At 63.8% G+C, this 17,640-nt stretch carries 9 protein-coding genes, 3 rRNA genes and 1 pseudogene; 2 read left to right on the top strand and 11 right to left on the bottom strand.

Annotated elements, in window-relative coordinates; translation table 11 throughout:
* Nucleotide 1: 1 nt before the first annotated feature.
* The 6 genes and pseudogenes from LDO15_RS07590 to LDO15_RS07565 form a co-directional block, all read right to left on the bottom strand.
* On the bottom strand, nucleotides 2–1,027 hold the full coding sequence (locus tag LDO15_RS07590; RefSeq protein ID WP_223985559.1) for an NAD kinase: 1,026 nt from the start codon (nucleotides 1,025–1,027) through the stop codon (nucleotides 2–4).
* Between the two features lie 22 nt (nucleotides 1,028–1,049).
* The gene (locus tag LDO15_RS07585; protein ID WP_223985557.1) at nucleotides 1,050–1,862 is read right to left on the bottom strand and encodes a TlyA family RNA methyltransferase; all 813 of its coding nucleotides are present in this window, start codon (nucleotides 1,860–1,862) and stop codon (nucleotides 1,050–1,052) included.
* Nucleotides 1,859–2,290, bottom strand: coding sequence for a hypothetical protein (locus LDO15_RS07580; protein ID WP_223985555.1), 432 nt, complete (start codon nucleotides 2,288–2,290; stop codon nucleotides 1,859–1,861). Before LDO15_RS07580 ends, LDO15_RS07585 begins: the two co-directional genes overlap by 4 nt.
* Before the next feature lie 9 nt (nucleotides 2,291–2,299).
* On the bottom strand, nucleotides 2,300–3,289 hold the full coding sequence (locus tag LDO15_RS07575; protein ID WP_223985551.1) for an HAD-IIA family hydrolase: 990 nt from the start codon (nucleotides 3,287–3,289) through the stop codon (nucleotides 2,300–2,302).
* Nucleotides 3,290–3,293: 4 nt separating this feature from the next.
* Entirely contained in the window at nucleotides 3,294–5,285 is a 1,992-nt protein-coding gene (locus LDO15_RS07570) for a hypothetical protein (RefSeq protein WP_223985548.1), read from the bottom strand.
* Nucleotides 5,286–5,630: 345 nt separating this feature from the next.
* A pseudogene (locus LDO15_RS07565) lies at nucleotides 5,631–5,816 on the bottom strand (ISL3 family transposase); the annotation flags it as partial.
* Between the two features lie 575 nt (nucleotides 5,817–6,391).
* Here LDO15_RS07565 and LDO15_RS07555 point away from each other — a divergent pair.
* Both LDO15_RS07555 and LDO15_RS07550 read left to right on the top strand, forming a co-directional pair.
* Nucleotides 6,392–6,730: a hypothetical protein gene (locus LDO15_RS07555; RefSeq protein ID WP_223987710.1), complete on the top strand. Its 339-nt coding sequence runs from the start codon at nucleotides 6,392–6,394 to the stop codon at nucleotides 6,728–6,730.
* Between the two features lie 66 nt (nucleotides 6,731–6,796).
* Nucleotides 6,797–7,378: a dihydrofolate reductase family protein gene (locus tag LDO15_RS07550; protein WP_223985545.1), complete on the top strand. Its 582-nt coding sequence runs from the start codon at nucleotides 6,797–6,799 to the stop codon at nucleotides 7,376–7,378.
* Between the two features lie 395 nt (nucleotides 7,379–7,773).
* Here LDO15_RS07550 and rrf read toward each other — a convergent pair.
* The 5 genes from rrf to LDO15_RS07525 all read right to left on the bottom strand — a co-directional run bounded on the left by rrf (nucleotide 7,774) and on the right by LDO15_RS07525 (nucleotide 17,527).
* Nucleotides 7,774–7,890 (bottom strand): 5S ribosomal RNA (gene rrf, locus LDO15_RS07545).
* Between the two features lie 217 nt (nucleotides 7,891–8,107).
* Nucleotides 8,108–11,252: ribosomal RNA gene (locus LDO15_RS07540) — 23S ribosomal RNA — on the bottom strand.
* A 539-nt stretch (nucleotides 11,253–11,791) separates the two neighbouring features.
* Nucleotides 11,792–13,318 (bottom strand): 16S ribosomal RNA (locus tag LDO15_RS07535).
* The 16S, 23S and 5S rRNA genes sit together here, the layout of an rRNA operon.
* A 500-nt stretch (nucleotides 13,319–13,818) precedes the next feature.
* Nucleotides 13,819–15,132, bottom strand: a complete 1,314-nt coding sequence (tyrS, locus tag LDO15_RS07530; RefSeq protein ID WP_223985542.1) for a tyrosine--tRNA ligase — start codon at nucleotides 15,130–15,132, stop codon at nucleotides 13,819–13,821.
* Nucleotides 15,133–15,298: 166 nt separating this feature from the next.
* On the bottom strand, nucleotides 15,299–17,527 hold the full coding sequence (locus tag LDO15_RS07525) for an AAA family ATPase (protein ID WP_223985539.1): 2,229 nt from the start codon (nucleotides 17,525–17,527) through the stop codon (nucleotides 15,299–15,301).
* Nucleotides 17,528–17,640 lie beyond the last annotated feature (113 nt).

The raw sequence follows: 17,640 nt of genomic DNA, 5'->3' as shown, positions 1-17,640 counted from the left end.
TTCACTTCGCAGTCGTTGGATCGGGGGCGTCGCCGGGTCCGGCGTGGCGCGGCGAGGGCAGCGGCGGCATGGGACGGGGGGTGCGGATGATCGGGACGGGTCCGGTGTGGATGGCCTCGGCCTGCGGCATCGGGCCGCGCCAGCCCTGGATGGGGAGTTCGAATTTGCGCACCAACCGGCCGGAGAAGGGGGTCTGGTGCGTCCTGGCAAGCCGCACGGGCGTGGCGGAGCGGGTTACTTCGACGCGCGCGCCGGGTGGCAGGTCCACGGAGCGGCGGCCGTCGCACCACAGGACGCCCTGGGCATCGGTCCGGTTCAGGATCTCGACGGCGAGCCTGGACCGGGGCGAGACCACGAGCGGCTTCGCGAAGAGGGCATGGGCGCTGATGGGCACGATCAGCAGCGCCTCCACCTCGGGCCACACCACGGGGCCGCCGGCGGAAAAAGCGTACGCCGTGGAGCCCGTGGGGGTGGCGAGAACCACGCCGTCGCAACCGAAGGAGGTCAGGGGGCGTTCGTCGACTTCGGTGACCACTTCAAGCATCCGTTCCCGATTGCCCTTTTCGATCGCGGCCTCGTTGAGGGCCCAGGTGTGCCAGATCTTCTGCCCGCGGACCCAGACCTGGACGTCGATGGTCATCCGTTCCTCCACCGTGTACTCACGGCTGGCGATCCACTCGACGGTCTGGGCGAGGTCGGCCCGCTCGCTCTCGGCCAGGAACCCGACGTGGCCAAGGTTCACGCCGAGCAGCGGCACGTCGACTTCCCGGACGAGCTCGGCGGCCCGGAGGATGGTGCCGTCCCCGCCCAGCACCATGACGAGTTCCACCTCAGGCAGCTTCACGTGGTCGTGAAGGACCTCGACAGGGTGGTCGAGCCGGCCGAAGAAGCGCACCATATCCCCAAGCTCGTTCTCCTGCAGCACGGGGACCAGGCCGGATTCATGCAGCAGGGCGCACGCCTCCCAGGCAGCCTTGAGGGACTCCTCGCGCCCTGTGTGGGCAAGGATGAGGACACGCCTGCTCATCGGGTTCCGCCTTCTGGTGGTACTAGTGGTTCGGCCAGATTGTTCCGAGCAACGCAGCCACGGCTGCGTCCCGCTCCTCGATCTTAGGCGGGACTTCCGACATCGCGCGTTCTATCCACAGAAAGTACTCGACATTGCCGTCCTGGCCCGGCAGCGGGCTTTGGGCGAGGCCCATCAGGACCAGGCCCGCGTCCACCGCCGCGGCAGCCACCTTGCCCACGGCAAGCCGGCGTTCCCGCTCCGAGGTGACGACGCCGGTCCGGCCGAGCCGGTCCTTGCCGATCTCGAACTGCGGCTTGACCATGAGGACAAGGTCGCCGCCGGGTTCGGTGCACGCCGCGAGGGGCGCCACCACGAGGGTCAGTGAGATGAAGGACAGGTCCGCCACGGTCAGCGCGGCCGGTCCGCCGATCTCCGCGGGCGTCATGTACCGCACGTTGAGTCCCTCGTGGACCGAGACCCGGGGGTCATGCCGGATTTCCGGGACCAGCTGGTCGTGCCCGACGTCCACGGCCACCACATGGGCGGCTCCGCGCCGGAGCAGCACATCGGTGAACCCGCCGGTCGAGGCGCCGGCATCGAGGCACCGTTTGCCCGCGACGTCGACGGCGGGGAACGCGTCCAGCGCGCCGGCCAGCTTGTGCCCTGCGCGGCTGACGTAGCCGTCCTCGGCAGAGGCGGCGACGTCCAGCACAGCGGCATCCGGAATCTGCAGGGATGCCTTGGCGAGGACCTCGCCTCCGGAGCTCACCTTGCCCTCGGAAATCAGGCGGGCGGCATGGGTGCGGGATCTCGCGAGCCCGCGGCTGACGAGTGCCTGGTCCAGCCGGCTCACGATCCCCCGTCCCTCGCGGCATGGATGCGGTGCGCCACGCCGGTGCGGGACGCCACGTCCTCATTCAGGGCCTCCAGCAGGGAATCGTGCATGTCCGCATAGAGTTCGCCGTGCCCGGACACGGGCGTTAGCCGCACGGCCGCGAGGCGGTCCAGCACGGCGCTGACGGCCGGGTCCTGGGCGGGCGCCTCGGCTCCCTCTGGTTCGTGCCCCTGAGCCTCGTAATCTGGCGCCTCGTGATCCGGGGTCTGATCCGCGCGCGGCCTGTGACCCGCCGCGGAACGTTGCGACGGCAGGGCGGGCCAGGCGACGTCGGCCGCGGGCGAGGCTTCCGCAGCCTCAGCCCGCTCCGGCTGCGCTCCGGGCCCCGCTGCATGGTCCAACGCCTCGGTTAGCGCAGGGTCGGGCTCCTGGTTTAGCTCGGTCATGTTTCCAGTCTAGTGATCGAGCCACTCGAGGACCGGAGCCAGCGCACTGGTCGTCTCGGGGTTCGCGGCCCACCAGGCCGAGCAGGCGGCACGCCATGAGTCCAGATCCGCGGGGTCGCCGCAGATGTGGACGGACTGACCGCGTACGATCGCCGAGGCGGTGCCGCTGCGGAAGCGCCCGGCGTCGTGCTCGACGGCGGGGTACGGCGCGTACAGGCCGGTGAGGTCGTTGATGAGGAAATCGGGACGCTCCATGGACCGTGCGGCGAGGATCGATTCCCTGGTGTCGACGCCCGTCAGTACAGCCACGGTGGCGAACCCGGCGTTGTTGCCGCCCAGGATGTCGGTGTCCAGGCGGTCGCCGACGACGAGCGGCCGGTCCGAGTCCAGCCGCTTGGCGGCGGTGTGGAACAGCGGCGCCTCCGGCTTGCCGGCCACCAGCGGGGTCTTGCCGGTGGCTGCCGCCACGGCAGCCACCAGGGTCCCGTTGCCAGGGGCGATGCCGCGCGCCTGGGGAATGGACATGTCCGCGTTGGTCGCCACCCACAGGGCACCGCCGGCGACGACGTACGACGCCTCGGCGAGGTCCTTCCACCCGAGGTCCGGGCTGAAGCCCTGCACAACGGCAACGGGGTTATCCTCCGCGCTGCGGACGGGAACCAGGCCGACCAGTTCAATCTCCTGGGCCAGCGCGGCACTGCCCGTGATGAGCACGTGCGCCCCGGACGGCAGCAGCGAGCCCAGCAGGGCAGCCGCCGCCTGCGAGGAGCTGACCACCTGGTGGTCCTCGGCGGGGGCGCCGAGCTCGCGCAGGTGTTGCGCCACCTGCGCGGGAGAGCGGGATGCGTTATTGGTGACGTATCCCAGCCCGACGCCGACGCCGGCGAGCCGGCGCAGCGACTCCACGGCCCCGGGGATCGCGTGCGGGCCGGCGTAGACGACGCCGTCGAGGTCGGAGAGGAGGGCGTCGAAGGTGGAGATCAGTGCCGTTTCGGTCATGCGACTAGTCCTCCACACGTTCGCGCTGAGACGGCTCCGAGTCGTCGACGAGTTCCTGATCCGCGTCAGAGTCCGATTCCTCGTCGGCTTCATCGAGGACGTCGGCCTCCACGGAATCCTGGTCGGACTCGGCGTCGTCGGACTCGAAGTAGTCCCCCTCGGCGTCGTCAGCGCCTCCCTCGACCGGGTTCAAGCCGGTCTCCGCTACCGCGGCGCCAGTGACTTCCGCCACAGCCGCAGCACTGGCGGCACGCGGGGCGCGCTCATCGGTCCCGGCGTGCGTGCCTGCAGTCTCTTGGGCTTCCTGGGTCTCCTGGGCGCGGGCCCGGCGCTGCCGTTCCTCCTCGCGGGCTTCTTCTTCCTCGTCCCAGCCGAGGTCGATGATGTCCGGTTCCTCTTCCTCGCCCAGGCCCAAAGCGTTTTCGGCTACGACTGCCTGCCGCTGCCACTTGGCCGCTTCGGCTGCCCGGCCGGCCGCCGTGAGCGCGTCAGCGTACGCACGGAACAACCGGGGGCTGTAGGAAAAGGCACGGTTGATGTCCAGTTGCGGGATCTCCAGCTCGGACACCGCGGCATCGAGTTGTCCGAGGTCGGTGCGGGCGCCGGCGGCGACGATGGCCAATTCCACCTTGCCCGGGGCATCGAGGTCCTTGGCTTCTTCGGATCGGGCCATGTCCAGGGCACGATCCGGGCGGCCCAGGCCCCGCTCGCAGTCGGCCATGACCGGAAGGTGCATGTTGGAGCCGCTGATCCGGCGGTAAGTGCGGAATTCCCTGAGGGCTTCACCATAGTGACCGGCCGCGTAGGCCGTCAGGCCGACAGCTTCACGGACGGACGCGAGACGTCCGCCGCGGCGGCTGGCTGCCAGGGCATGCTGGAAGGCCAGCTCCGGTTCTTCGTCCAGGAGCCGTCCCGCCATGACCAGGTGGCGTGCCACCCATTCGGCGCTGGTGGCCTCGAGGGTCTTGATCTGGTGCTGCGTGGCGCGGTCAAGTTCCTTGCCCGTGACGTCCTCGTCGATCTGAGGTGAACGCTCACGGTCAGGACGGTTGGCGCTGCGGAGATCGCGCGCGTTCGGCACGCGCACGGGACGATCCTCGGGGCGGTCGCGACCGAACTGGCGAGGTCCCGACTCGCCGCGGTCGAAGCTCCGCGCCGGACGCTCCTCGCGGCTGCCGAACGGCTTGCGGTTCTCGCCGCCAGCGTACGGCTTGCGGTCACCGCCGCTGAAACTGCGGCCCGCTCCACCTTCACGCGGGGCACGGTCGCCATACGGCTTGCGCCCACCGCCGCCGCTGTAAGGCTTGCGGTCACCGCCGCCGCTGTAAGGCTTACGGTCACCGCCGCCGAAACCGCGCTGATCCCCCTCGCGCGGAGCACGATCACTATACGGCTTGCGCTCACCGCCACCGCTGTAAGGCTTACGGTCACCGCCGCCGAAACCGCGCTGATCCCCCTCGCGCGGAGCACGATCACTATACGGCTTGCGCTCACCGCCACCGGCATACGGCTTACGGTCGCCGCCGCCGAAGCTGCGGCCCGCTCCACCTTCACGCGGAGCACGATCACCATAGGGCTTTCGCTCACCGCCACCGGCATACGGCTTACGGTCGCCGCCGCCGAAGCTGCGGCCCGCTCCACCTTCACGCGGAGCACGATCACCATACGGCTTTCGCTCACCGCCGCCGCTGTAAGGCTTACGGTCACCGCCGCCATAGCCGCGCTGCTCGCCACCCTCACGCGGAGCACGATCACCATACGGCTTTCGCTCACCGCCGCCGCTGTAAGGCTTACGGTCACCGCCGCCATAGCCGCGCTGCTCGCCACCCTCACGCGGAGCACGATCACCATAGGGCTTTCGCTCACCATACGGCTTGTCATCCCTGGCGCGGAACCCACGAGGATCGCCGCCCGAGTTACTCGTGCCACGGTAAGGGGCTCCGCCAGTGTTGTCGCGGGCTTTGCCGCCGCGGTTTCCGTCGTTGTGCTCAGCCATGCTGGATTCCTCCTGTTGCGAGCTGACCACTGGCGCAATCGCAGCCGCTCTGTTCCGTGTTTCGTTTCCTACGCAACCCGAAATCAAGCGCTTCGAAGTCCGTACATCTCCCCCAATTCTAGGCGAGCAACCCCTCACCGACTAACGGCATCACCCCCAGGAGGCCCCGCGGTGGCAAGACTCACAACACGCGCGCCGCAGATGTGTCCGGGACCGGCGGGCGCCGCACCGATGCCACCCATAGACCCTCCCCCGGAACGCATCCCGGACGCTAGGCCATTGACCGCGACCGCCGGACCAGGGGATGCAGCCCTCGGATCCGGGCGTCCGCTGCACTACATAACGGGGACGCCAGGCCGGCGGCTCGTGCACCAACCCCCGGGTCACCGTGTCCCGCGCCATGCCCCCGAGCCCGCAACGTCGACACGACCAGCCGATTGAATCCCGGGCTCAACGACCTGACACACCAGCACCGCGCGATCGGACTCGAGCCGCCTGCCCAGTGACCTGCAGACCCAGTTCGTCGATCAGACAGAGCGTGGTGAGATCAGGACAGGCGAAAACGGTCGTGGGGGTCGGTCGCGACGCTCGGTCTTGACCACATGTCGGGCGCCAGAGCCATAATTGGGCTGGGCACCAGAGCGGTGTTGCAGAGAAGAGCCGACGGATAGCACCGTCGGAGCAGAGGGCCGCGAAGATCGCCGTCACTTGCCGGTGCTCGCAAGAGGTCCGGCAGTTCCAGTACGACTCGGCCAGCTGACGACGGAAACCTCAGCCAGGGTCGGTCGTGGGTGGCGCGCCCATAATTCAGGGCGTGAAGCAGCGTATAGGCGGGGTGGGTTCGAGGTTTTAGGACTCGTCGGGTGTTAAGCGCCTGTGCTCCCTGGGGCGTGTGCGGGGCCGGGTTCGGTGAGCCGGACTGGGGCTGGGGGTTTAAGGCTCTTCAGAATGCAAAGTGTCTTCGGTGACGCTGATGCGCCGATTGTCGTCGAACTCGCGCAAGAACCAGATCTACAAGGCGTTCCGGGAGGTCGGGCGCGTGAAGCGGACTGCGGCGCTGCTGCGGTTCCTCGCCGCGAGCGGTGTCATCGTGGCGGCCACGGGCGGTGGCGATCGGCGACCTGAGCGTGGCAGCCGGCGTCTGCAGCACTCATCTGGCACAGCGGTTCAAGGAGCTCATCGGCGTCGCGCCGAAGCGGCGGGCCCGCACCTACCGCTTCGCCGCCACCGTGTTCGCGATCAACCCCGCCGGACCGATCGGCTGGGGCGACCCCGCCGGTGGCGCAGGCTACTTCGACCAGGCCCACTTCGACCAGGCCCACTTCGGCCACGAGTTCCGGGCGTTCAGCGGGCTCACGCCGATTTGGTATGGCGAGGACCGGCGGCAGTTCCTGCGAGAACATCCCGGCCACGTGCTGGACAGCTGGCTGCTGCCGGCCGATTGATTTCCTTCAAGAGCGACAGCTCACGACACGCTAATCTGGGGGCAACCCAAAGCAAAGGAGAGCCTCATGGGCAAGGTGGTCATGTACAGCTCGGTGTCGGTGGACGGCTTCATCGCGGACGAGAACGACCAGCCAGGACCCCTGTTCGACTGGTTGTCCAGCGGTGACGTGCCGTTGGACGAGAGCGGCGAGCTGAAGGTGTCGCAGACGTCCTACGACTACACCCGGCCGTACTGGGACCAGATCGGGGCGACCGTCGTCGGCCGCCACGTCTTCGACATGACGGACGGCTGGGACGGGAAGCCTCCGGGCGGGGTCGACCACGTGGTCGTCGTGACGCACCGGCCGGAGCCTGAGGGCTGGGACGCCGAGGCGCCGTTTCACTTCGTCGATGGCGTCGAGGCAGCCGTGGCCAAGGCGCAGGAGCTTGCGGGTGACCGCGTGGTCGAGGTCGCTGCTGGCGACGTCGGTGGCCAGGTGCTTGCCGCGGGCCTGGTCGACGAGGTGCGCATGGACGTCGTACCCATCGTGTTCGGGTCCGGCAAGCGCTTCTTCGGGTCGGTCCACGCGCAGCACCTGTTGGAGGATCCTGACGTGGTGATTCAGGGCAACCGGGTGCTTCACCTGCGCTATCGGGTGCGCCGTTGACCGATCTGAGCGGGTACGCGAAGAAGTCTGCTGCGTACGGTGACACGAGATCGGGCCTTCGCCCGCTGGCCTAGCACCCGTGCGGCTGCCCGCCGGTGTACGTGCCGCACTTGGGGCGGGTGTCGTAGACGTCGCGCAGCGCGTCGAGCACCTGGTCTGCCGGCGTTGGTGCCGGCCGCCGGCGCCGCTCGAGCACCTAGTCGACGGTTAGCAATGAGCGCAACTACCGATCCCGTATTCTGCTCACCGGCGCCGAGAGAGTCGGAGCGTGAACACCGTTCAGCAGGTCAATTCACCACGAACCGCGAAGGGCCGGGGGACGGCCGCATGATGGGTTGGGGTTTTAAATGAGGGAGGACCCCCAACGTGGTTGGGGGTCCTCGACCTTAATGATGTTCCGGCGGTGACCTACTCTCCCACACCCTCCCGGGTGCAGTACCATCGGCGCTGTGGGTCTTAGCTTCCGGGTTCGGAATGGGACCGGGCGTTTCCCCCACGCTATGACCGCCGTAACCCTTGCTCCGCCGCCTTCCACCCTGGGGGTGTGGCGGGGAAATCTTGTGGTTACAACACGCTGCATGTTGTGCAGTTGTGGTGTTATTTAGTTGTTGGTTCTCAAGCAACGGGTTTGTTGGTTGGGAACCACATAGTGGACGCAAGCAGTCTTGTTTCTTTGTACCCTCTCCCGTGGTGCGAACCCCTTTTGAAACGGGTTCGCGGGAGGGGTGTGTGGTGTAAGTTATCGGCCTATTAGTACCGGTCAGCTTCACGAGTCGTTAGTCCTCGCTTCCACATCCGGCCTATCAACCCAGTGGTCTGGCTGGGGGCCTCTCACACACAAGGTGTATGGAAATCTCATCTCGAAGCGAGCTTCCCGCTTAGATGCTTTCAGCGGTTATCCCATCCGAACGTAGCTAATCAGCGGTGCACTTGGCAGTACAACTGACACACCAGAGGTTCGTCCGTCCCGGTCCTCTCGTACTAAGGACAGCCCTTCTCAAATTTCCTGCGCGCGCAGCGGATAGGGACCGAACTGTCTCACGACGTTCTAAACCCAGCTCGCGTACCGCTTTAATGGGCGAACAGCCCAACCCTTGGGACCTACTCCAGCCCCAGGATGCGACGAGCCGACATCGAGGTGCCAAACCATGCCGTCGATATGGACTCTTGGGCAAGATCAGCCTGTTATCCCCGAGGTACCTTTTATCCGTTGAGCGACGGCCATTCCACAATGTACCGCCGGATCACTAGTCCCGACTTTCGTCCCTGCTCGAGATGTCTCTCTCACAGTCAAGCTCCCTTGTGCACTTACACTCGACACCTGATTGCCAACCAGGCTGAGGGAACCTTTGGGCGCCTCCGTTACTTTTTAGGAGGCAACCGCCCCAGTTAAACTACCCATCAGGCACTGTCCCTGACCCGGATTACGGGCCGAAGTTAGATGTCCAAAGTGACCAGAGTGGTATTTCAACGATGACTCCACCCGAACTGGCGTCCGGGCTTCAACGTCTCCCACCTATCCTACACAAGCCACTCCGAACACCAATACCAAACTATAGTAAAGGTCTCGGGGTCTTTCCGTCCTGCTGCGCGTAACGAGCATCTTTACTCGTACTGCAATTTCGCCGAGTTTATGGTTGAGACAGCGGGGAAGTCGTTACTCCATTCGTGCAGGTCGGAACTTACCCGACAAGGAATTTCGCTACCTTAGGATGGTTATAGTTACCACCGCCGTTTACTGGGGCTTAAATTCTCAGCTTCGCCTTGCGGCTAACCGGTCCTCTTAACCTTCCAGCACCGGGCAGGAGTCAGTCCGTATACATCGTCTTGCGACTTCGCACGGACCTGTGTTTTTAGTAAACAGTCGCTTCCCCCTGGTCTCTGCGGCCCCGATCCCCTCCCACCAGCAAGTGGTGTTCAAGGTTGGGGCCCCCCTTCTCCCGAAGTTACGGGGGCATTTTGCCGAGTTCCTTAACCATAATTCTCTCGATCGCCTTAGTATTCTCTACCTGATCACCTGTGTCGGTTTGGGGTACGGGCGGCTAAAACCTCGCGTCGATGCTTTTCTCGGCAGCATAGGATCACCGAATCCCCCCTACGGGGGTCCCGTCAGATCTCAGGCATCATGAACGGCGGATTTGCCTACCGTTCGCCCTACATCCTTAGACCGGGACAACCATCGCCCGGCTCGGCTACCTTCCTGCGTCACACCTGTTAATACGCTTGCCTCCCAGGATCAGGTCCCGCGCTCCACCAAAACCCTTCCGCCCCGAAGGACGGTCAGGCAGGTTTCGGGCGGTTAGTATCCCCTGTTCAGCATGGGCGGTTTTTCGCCGGTACGGGAATATCAACCCGTTGTCCATCGACTACGCCTGTCGGCCTCGCCTTAGGTCCCGACTTACCCAGGGCAGATTAGCTTGACCCTGGAACCCTTGATCATTCGGCGGACGGGTTTCTCACCCGTCTTTCGCTACTCATGCCTGCATTCTCACTCGTGTAGGCTCCACCGCTGGTTTACACCGCGACTTCACCGCCCACACGACGCTCCCCTACCACTCCAGACGCCTGAACCAACCCCACAAGGGAGCGGCTTGGCTACTATCTGAAATCCACAACTTCGGCGGTGTACTTGAGCCCCGCTACATTGTCGGCGCGGAATCACTTGACCAGTGAGCTATTACGCACTCTTTTAAGGATGGCTGCTTCTAAGCCAACCTCCTGGTTGTCTTCGCAACTCCACATCCTTTCCCACTTAGCACACGCTTAGGGGCCTTAGTTGGTGGTCTGGGCTGTTTCCCTCTCGACTATGAAGCTTATCCCCCACAGTCTCACTGCTGCGCTCTCACTTACCGGCATTCGGAGTTTGGCTGACGTCAGTAACCTTGTAGGGCCCATTAGCCATCCAGTAGCTCTACCTCCGGTAAGAAACACGCAACGCTGCACCTAAATGCATTTCGGGGAGAACCAGCTATCACGAAGTTTGATTGGCCTTTCACCCCTACCCACAGCTCATCCCCTCCATTTTCAACTGAAGTGGGTTCGGTCCTCCACGACGTCTTACCGTCGCTTCAACCTGGCCATGGGTAGATCACTTCGCTTCGGGTCTAGATCACGCCACTGCAACGCCCTATTCAGACTCGCTTTCGCTACGGCTTCCCCACACGGGTTAACCTCGCGACGTAACACTAACTCGCAGGCTCATTCTTCAAAAGGCACGCCGTCACCACAACACAGCAAGCTGCGATGGCTCCGACGGATTGTAAGCACACGGTTTCAGGTACTGTTTCACTCCCCTCCCGGGGTACTTTTCACCTTTCCCTCACGGTACTGGTCCGCTATCGGTCATTAGGGAGTATTTAGGCTTATCAGGTGGTCCTGACAGATTCGCACGGGATTTCTCGGGCCCCGTGCTACTTGGGATACTCTCCAGGCGGTGCACAACATTTCGGTTACGGGGCTCACACCCTCTACGGCCGGCCTTTCAAGACCGTTCACCTATGCCTGCACTCTCACCTCACCAGCCCGGCAGAGCTGGAACGGACAGTCCCACAACCCCGACCATGCAACGCCCGCCGGCTATCACACATGGAACGGTTTAGCCTGATCCGCGTTCGCTCGCCACTACTAACGGAATCACTATTGTTTTCTCTTCCTGCGGGTACTGAGATGTTTCACTTCCCCGCGTTCCCTCCACGCACCCTATGTGTTCAGATGCGGGTCACCAGGCAGCTCGCGCCCCTGGCGGGGTTTCCCCATTCGGACACCCTGGGATCACAGTCCGGTTATCGACTCCCCCAGGCTTATCGCAGATTCCTACGTCCTTCTTCGGCTCCTAATGCCAAGGCATCCACCGTGTGCTCTTAAAAACTTGACCACAAAAGATCAAGGAGTAATTTTCGAGAGAACCACAGAAACCACCCCCACACCCCAAAGGATGCAAGGACAGATCCAGGTTCATATTCTTGGAAATTGCTTCTTATAAAAGATGCTCGCGTCCACTATGTAGTTCTCAAACAACAACCCCGTACCACACACCCCACACACCCAACCCCCACAGGGGCCAAACAGTGCATGCTCGATGCAGCCAGGAAACCAGAAACAAACCAAACCCACACCCCGGCCACGCACCCCACAAAAAAGGGTTACGCGGCCAGGCCGTGGTCCTGTTGCCTCAGGACCCAACAGTGTGCCAAACACTAAACCGCTGATCACCCCACCCGCACCGTTCCAGGACCTCCCGCCCCGAGGGGTGAGTGTCCGTACTGGGTGCCGGCGAAGAACCGGCGGCCGCTATTTGCTGATATTCCACCCGTGAGCACCCGCCGCAGAACTAGCGTCTGCGCAACGGGCGTACTCCTGACAACCCCTCCACACCCGCATACACGGGGCAAGGTGACTGTAGGCGCTCCTTAGAAAGGAGGTGATCCAGCCGCACCTTCCGGTACGGCTACCTTGTTACGACTTAGTCCCAATCGCCAGTCCCACCTTCGACAGCTCCCTCCCACAAGGGGTTAGGCCACCGGCTTCGGGTGTTACCAACTTTCGTGACTTGACGGGCGGTGTGTACAAGGCCCGGGAACGTATTCACCGCAGCGTTGCTGATCTGCGATTACTAGCGACTCCGACTTCATGGGGTCGAGTTGCAGACCCCAATCCGAACTGAGACCGGCTTTTTGGGATTAGCTCCACCTCACAGTATCGCAACCCTTTGTACCGGCCATTGTAGCATGCGTGAAGCCCAAGACATAAGGGGCATGATGATTTGACGTCGTCCCCACCTTCCTCCGAGTTGACCCCGGCAGTCTCCCATGAGTCCCCGCCATTACGCGCTGGCAACATGGAACGAGGGTTGCGCTCGTTGCGGGACTTAACCCAACATCTCACGACACGAGCTGACGACAACCATGCACCACCTGTGAACCGGCCCCAAAGGGGAAGGACTGTTTCCAGCCCGGTCCGGCCCATGTCAAGCCTTGGTAAGGTTCTTCGCGTTGCATCGAATTAATCCGCATGCTCCGCCGCTTGTGCGGGCCCCCGTCAATTCCTTTGAGTTTTAGCCTTGCGGCCGTACTCCCCAGGCGGGGCACTTAATGCGTTAGCTACGGCGCGGAAAACGTGGAATGTCCCCCACACCTAGTGCCCAACGTTTACGGCATGGACTACCAGGGTATCTAATCCTGTTCGCTCCCCATGCTTTCGCTCCTCAGCGTCAGTTAATGCCCAGAGACCTGCCTTCGCCATCGGTGTTCCTCCTGATATCTGCGCATTTCACCGCTACACCAGGAATTCCAGTCTCCCCTACATCACTCTAGTCTGCCCGTACCCACCGCAGATCCGGAGTTGAGCCCCGGACTTTCACGGCAGACGCGACAAACCGCCTACGAGCTCTTTACGCCCAATAATTCCGGATAACGCTTGCGCCCTACGTATTACCGCGGCTGCTGGCACGTAGTTAGCCGGCGCTTCTTCTGCAGGTACCGTCACTTTCGCTTCTTCCCTACTGAAAGAGGTTTACAACCCGAAGGCCGTCATCCCTCACGCGGCGTCGCTGCATCAGGCTTGCGCCCATTGTGCAATATTCCCCACTGCTGCCTCCCGTAGGAGTCTGGGCCGTGTCTCAGTCCCAGTGTGGCCGGTCACCCTCTCAGGCCGGCTACCCGTCGTCGCCTTGGTGAGCCATTACCTCACCAACAAGCTGATAGGCCGCGAGTCCATCCAAAACCACAATAAAGCTTTCCACCCCCCACCATGCGATGAGGAGTCATATCCGGTATTAGACCCAGTTTCCCAGGCTTATCCCAGAGTTAAGGGCAGGTTACTCACGTGTTACTCACCCGTTCGCCACTAATCCCCGGTGCAAGCACCGGATCATCGTTCGACTTGCATGTGTTAAGCACGCCGCCAGCGTTCATCCTGAGCCAGGATCAAACTCTCCGTTGAAGAAAAACAGACACACCATGCGCCCCCGGGAAAACGGGAAACACACAATGCACAAAATTTGAAACCAGCCAAAAACACCAGACCACACCACGGGGTGGCGCAACCTGGCACATTCAACCAATTCAATACAATAAATTGGTATCAACAAACTTGGCACACTATTGAGTTCTCAAACAACAGACACATTCGAATACTTGCCGAAACAATTCATTTCCATGAATTCTTTATTTCGTTTTTCTTCGCTGCGATGTTTACATCTTATTTCATTCATTTCCACTTTGCAAATTCACGATTTTCATCCGAATTTCACTCTGTGGAGTGAATCCGCCCAGCAGAATTGAAGCAATTTTCATTATCTGCGCCTAGCGCATGAAGAATTGCTTGTCATTTGTGGGGGTTTGTCACCACTCAGTGGCGGCGACTCAGAAAACAATACACGCTCCTCCCCCGCCGTGCAAATCGGCCGGGGAGGAGCGTGCAGCGTGCGTTGGAGCAGCCGATTAGACGCCGGCTACTTCCACCGTTGCCAGGTTCTTCTTGCCCCGGCGCAGGAGCAGGTAGCGGCCATGCAGCAGCTGGCTGGCCGCAATAACGGCGTCGGGATCGGAAACCTTCGCATTGTTGACGTAAGCCCCGCCTTCCCCGACCGTGCGGCGGGCTGCGGACTTGCTCTCGGACAGTCCCGAGGCGACCAGCAGTTCGATGATGCCCAGGGCGCCGGCTTCGACCGTAGCTGACGGCAACTCGGAGGTCGCGGCCTTCAAGGTTGCTTCGTCCAGCACAGACAGATCACCATTGCCGAAAACGGCGGCCGATGCCGCAATCACTTTTTCTGTGGCATCCACGCCGTGAACCAGCGAAGTTACCTCGTACGCCAGTTTCCGCTGGCCTTCGCGTGCGAACGGCCTTTCGGCGACAGCCAGTTCCAGAGCCTCGATCTCGGCCCGGCTGAGGAACGTGAACACTTTGAGGCGGGCCGCGACGTCGGCGTCCGCCGTGTTGAGCCAGAACTGGTAGAAGGCGTACGGGCTGCACATTGCCGGATCCAGCCAGATCGCGTTGCCCTCGCTTTTGCCGAACTTGGTGCCGTCAGAGTTGGTGATAAGAGGGGTTCCCAGGGCGTGGACGTGCTTGCCTTCGACCTTCCGGATCAGTTCAGTGCCGCTGGTGAGGTTGCCCCACTGGTCCGACCCGCCGGTCTGCAGCATGCACCCGTAATCACGGAACAGCTGCAGGTAGTCCATGCCCTGCAGGATCTGGTAGCTGAACTCGGTGTAGCTGATACCTTCGTCGGAGCCAAGGCGGGAGGCAACGGCGTCCTTGCGCAGCATGGTGCCGACGCGGAAGTGCTTGCCGATGTCGCGCAGGAAGTCGATAGCGCTCAGGGGAGCCGTCCAGTCCAGGTTATTGACCATCCGGGCGGCGTTATCGCCCTCGAAGCTCAGGAAGCGGCGGACCTGGGCCTGGAGGTAGCCCACCCACTCCGAGACGGTGTCCTTGGTGTTGAGCGTGCGCTCCGCCGTCGGGCGCGGATCACCGATCAGGCCCGTGGAACCGCCCACCAGCCCGAGCGGCTTGTGGCCGGCCAGCTGGATCCTGCGCATGAGCAAGAGCTGGACCAGATTGCCCAGGTGCAGGCTCGGCGCGGTCGGATCGAAGCCGCAGTAATACGTCACGGGGTCGCCGGCGAGAAGCTTTTCAAGCTCCGCCTCGTCCGTGGAGACGTGGACAAGGCCGCGCCATTTCAGCTCCTGCCAGACGTTGGCGAAGCTGGGGTCGTTCTGCTGGGCATCGAGAATATTTAGCTGGGACACGGAATCTAAGTTAGCAGGATCAACACGTGCGCAGCGCAGGTGACGCCAGGCCGGCCGCTGTGCGGCAGGGCCGCACAGCACCAGCGCCGCACCAGCCCCGCACCCCAGAAGCGCCGCACCACAGAAGCGACGCGGCACCCAGCCGCGGGACAGCCGTGCAGCGGGCCTACTCCTCGATGCCGGCCGGGACCCCGGCGGCGGCGATGAGCCTCAGACGTTGCGTGGGCCTGGTCATGGCCACATACAGGTCACCCACCCGGCCGTGCTCGTGGTTGAGCATGGCCGTCGGCTCCAGGACCACGACGCCGTCGAATTCCAGTCCCTTGGCCTCGCGGGGGCTGATCACCACGATGTCCTGCGCATAGCTGCCCGCACCGGAACCGACGCGGTGGCCGTATACGGCCCGCAGTGCCGCGCTGGCCTCGGGGAGAAGCTCACCATCGGCGATGACCGCCAGAAGGCCGCCCTCGATGGCGTCCAGTTCCTCCGGCAGCACCTCGACGAGCTTGCTGACGATCTCGCCTGTGCCGACACGGTCGATGACCGGAGACCAGCGCCCCTCCCTGACGGCCTTGGGCGCCGAGACCACCAGTCCGGCCGCGTTGGCCATCCGGGCAGCGGCCTCGGCGATCTGGGACGGCGTGCGGTAGTTGACGGTCAGTTCCTCGAGCTGCCAGCGGTCGCCGAACATGGGGCCCAGTGCGCTGTGCCAGGAGTTGGCGCCGGCGACGGAACTCGTCTGGGCGATGTCGCCGACGATCGTGAACGACTTCAGCGGGCAGCGGCGGACCAGCAGCCGCCACTGCATGGGTGACAACTCCTGCGCTTCGTCCACGACGATGTGCCCGAAGGCCCAAGTGCGGTCCGTAGTGGCGCGTTCGGCAGCGGTCAGCCGCGTCTCACGCTCCTGGTTCTGGTCCACGAGGTCTTCGGCCGTGACGAGGACGTCCACGCCGGCGGTCTCCATGTTGACCAGGGTCTGCTTGGCGTTGGCCAGGTCACGGGCACGGTCCTGTTCCTGCTGCGCGAGTCCGCGTCCGGCGGCGGCATCAAGCTCGCCAAGCAGTTCGGCGGCCTCGTCGAGCAGCGGAACGTCCGACTCGGTCCAGGGCGAACCGGCGGGACGGAGCAGCAACGCACGCTCCTCCGGGCTGAGGTTCGGCGTGCACGCCTCGAGGATGGCCGGCTTGCTCAGCAGCTCCCCCACGAGCTTTTCCGGGGTCATCGGCATCCAGCACAGGTTCAGGGCGATCCGGACATCGCGGGCGGAGCGGACGTCCTCCGCCAGGTAGGAGCGGTCGGCATTGTTGCCGATGTTCCCGGCCTCCACGAGCTCCGTCATCTGCTCCGTCAGTTCGCGGAGCAGGATCTTGACGAACGAGACGCGGGCCTCGTTATGCGGCTTGCCCGTGGCGCGCGCCCGTTCCTTGGCGCGGCGGACCTGCCGGGGGGTGAGGACGAGCTTGCGGCCGTCGACCTCCAGGATCCGGTTTCCGGCCGGGATGCGCTGCCGGTTGGCCACGGCGTTGGCCACCACCTCGGCCATGTCCAGCCGGCCCTTGATGGCGGCAACGGCGGAGTCCAGTTCGGCGACGGCGGTGATGCCGGGCATGAGCCGGCCCAAGCTCGCCATGACGACGCCGGTCTCGCCAAGCGAGGGCAGCACGCGTTCGATGTACTTCATGAAGGACGAGGTCGGTCCCACCAGCAGGACGCCGGCGCTCTTGAGCCGGTCCCGGTGCGTGTACAGCAGGTAAGCGGCGCGGTGCAGTGCGACGGCGGTCTTGCCGGTGCCCGGCCCGCCCTGGACCACGAGTGCACCGGAAATGGAGGAACGGATGATCCGGTCCTGCTCGGACTGGATGGTGCCGACGATGTCTGACATCCGGCCGGTCCGCTTGGAGTTCAGGGCAGCCAGCAGCGCGCCTTCGCCCTGGAGCGAATCACTGTCGGCGAGCATGTCGGCGTCGAGCACGTCGTCTTCGATCGCCTTGACCTCGCGGCCCTGCAGAATCAGGTGACGGCGGCGGCGGACACCCTGCCGGTCGAAGGCCGTGGCCTGGTAGAAGTGGCCGGCCTCGGGCGCCCGCCAGTCGACCATGAGCCGCTGCAGGTCCTCGGTGGTCAGGCCGATGCGGCCGATGTATTGGGCCTCACCGGAGTCCAGGTCCAGGCGGCCGAACACGAGCCGGTCGTCGACGGCGTCGAGCTGGGCGAGGCGGTCCTCGTACAGTGCCGCGAAGGCATCGCGCTCGGAGACGTTCTGCATGGTGCCCACCGCACCGGCACGTCGCACCTGGGCCAGCTGGGTGCGCTTTTCTGCCCGCAACTCATCGAGCCGGGCGTAAAGTCCGGCCACATAGTCGCGTTCATGGGCCAAATCAGCGTCGTGCATCGAACGTTCCCCTATCGAAAAAGACAGACCCACCATTCTACAGCCATTTCGGCAGACGTGGCTGTTACCCGTCCCCCGAACAATGCCAAGGCAGTCTTCGTCAGGGAATTCTA

Origin of the sequence: Arthrobacter sp. NicSoilB8, assembly GCF_019977355.1 — a bacterium.
GTDB lineage: Bacteria > Actinomycetota > Actinomycetes > Actinomycetales > Micrococcaceae > Arthrobacter.
The sequence above is the reverse complement of the archived record's forward strand: the minus strand, read 5'-3'. Positions and strand labels throughout refer to the sequence as shown.

Bases quoted from the DNA above. Each gene is read 5' to 3' on its own strand.
- LDO15_RS07590 (WP_223985559.1), bottom strand. From the start codon at position 1,027: ATGAGCAGGCGTGTCCTCATCCTTGCCCACACAGGGCGCGAGGAGTCC.
- LDO15_RS07580 (WP_223985555.1), bottom strand. From the start codon at position 2,290: ATGACCGAGCTAAACCAGGAGCCCGACCCTGCGCTAACCGAGGCGTTG.
- LDO15_RS07575 (WP_223985551.1), bottom strand. From the start codon at position 3,289: ATGACCGAAACGGCACTGATCTCCACCTTCGACGCCCTCCTCTCCGAC.
- LDO15_RS07570 (WP_223985548.1), bottom strand. From the start codon at position 5,285: ATGGCTGAGCACAACGACGGAAACCGCGGCGGCAAAGCCCGCGACAAC.
- LDO15_RS07550 (WP_223985545.1), top strand. From the start codon at position 6,797: ATGGGCAAGGTGGTCATGTACAGCTCGGTGTCGGTGGACGGCTTCATC.
- LDO15_RS07525 (WP_223985539.1), bottom strand. From the start codon at position 17,527: ATGCACGACGCTGATTTGGCCCATGAACGCGACTATGTGGCCGGACTT.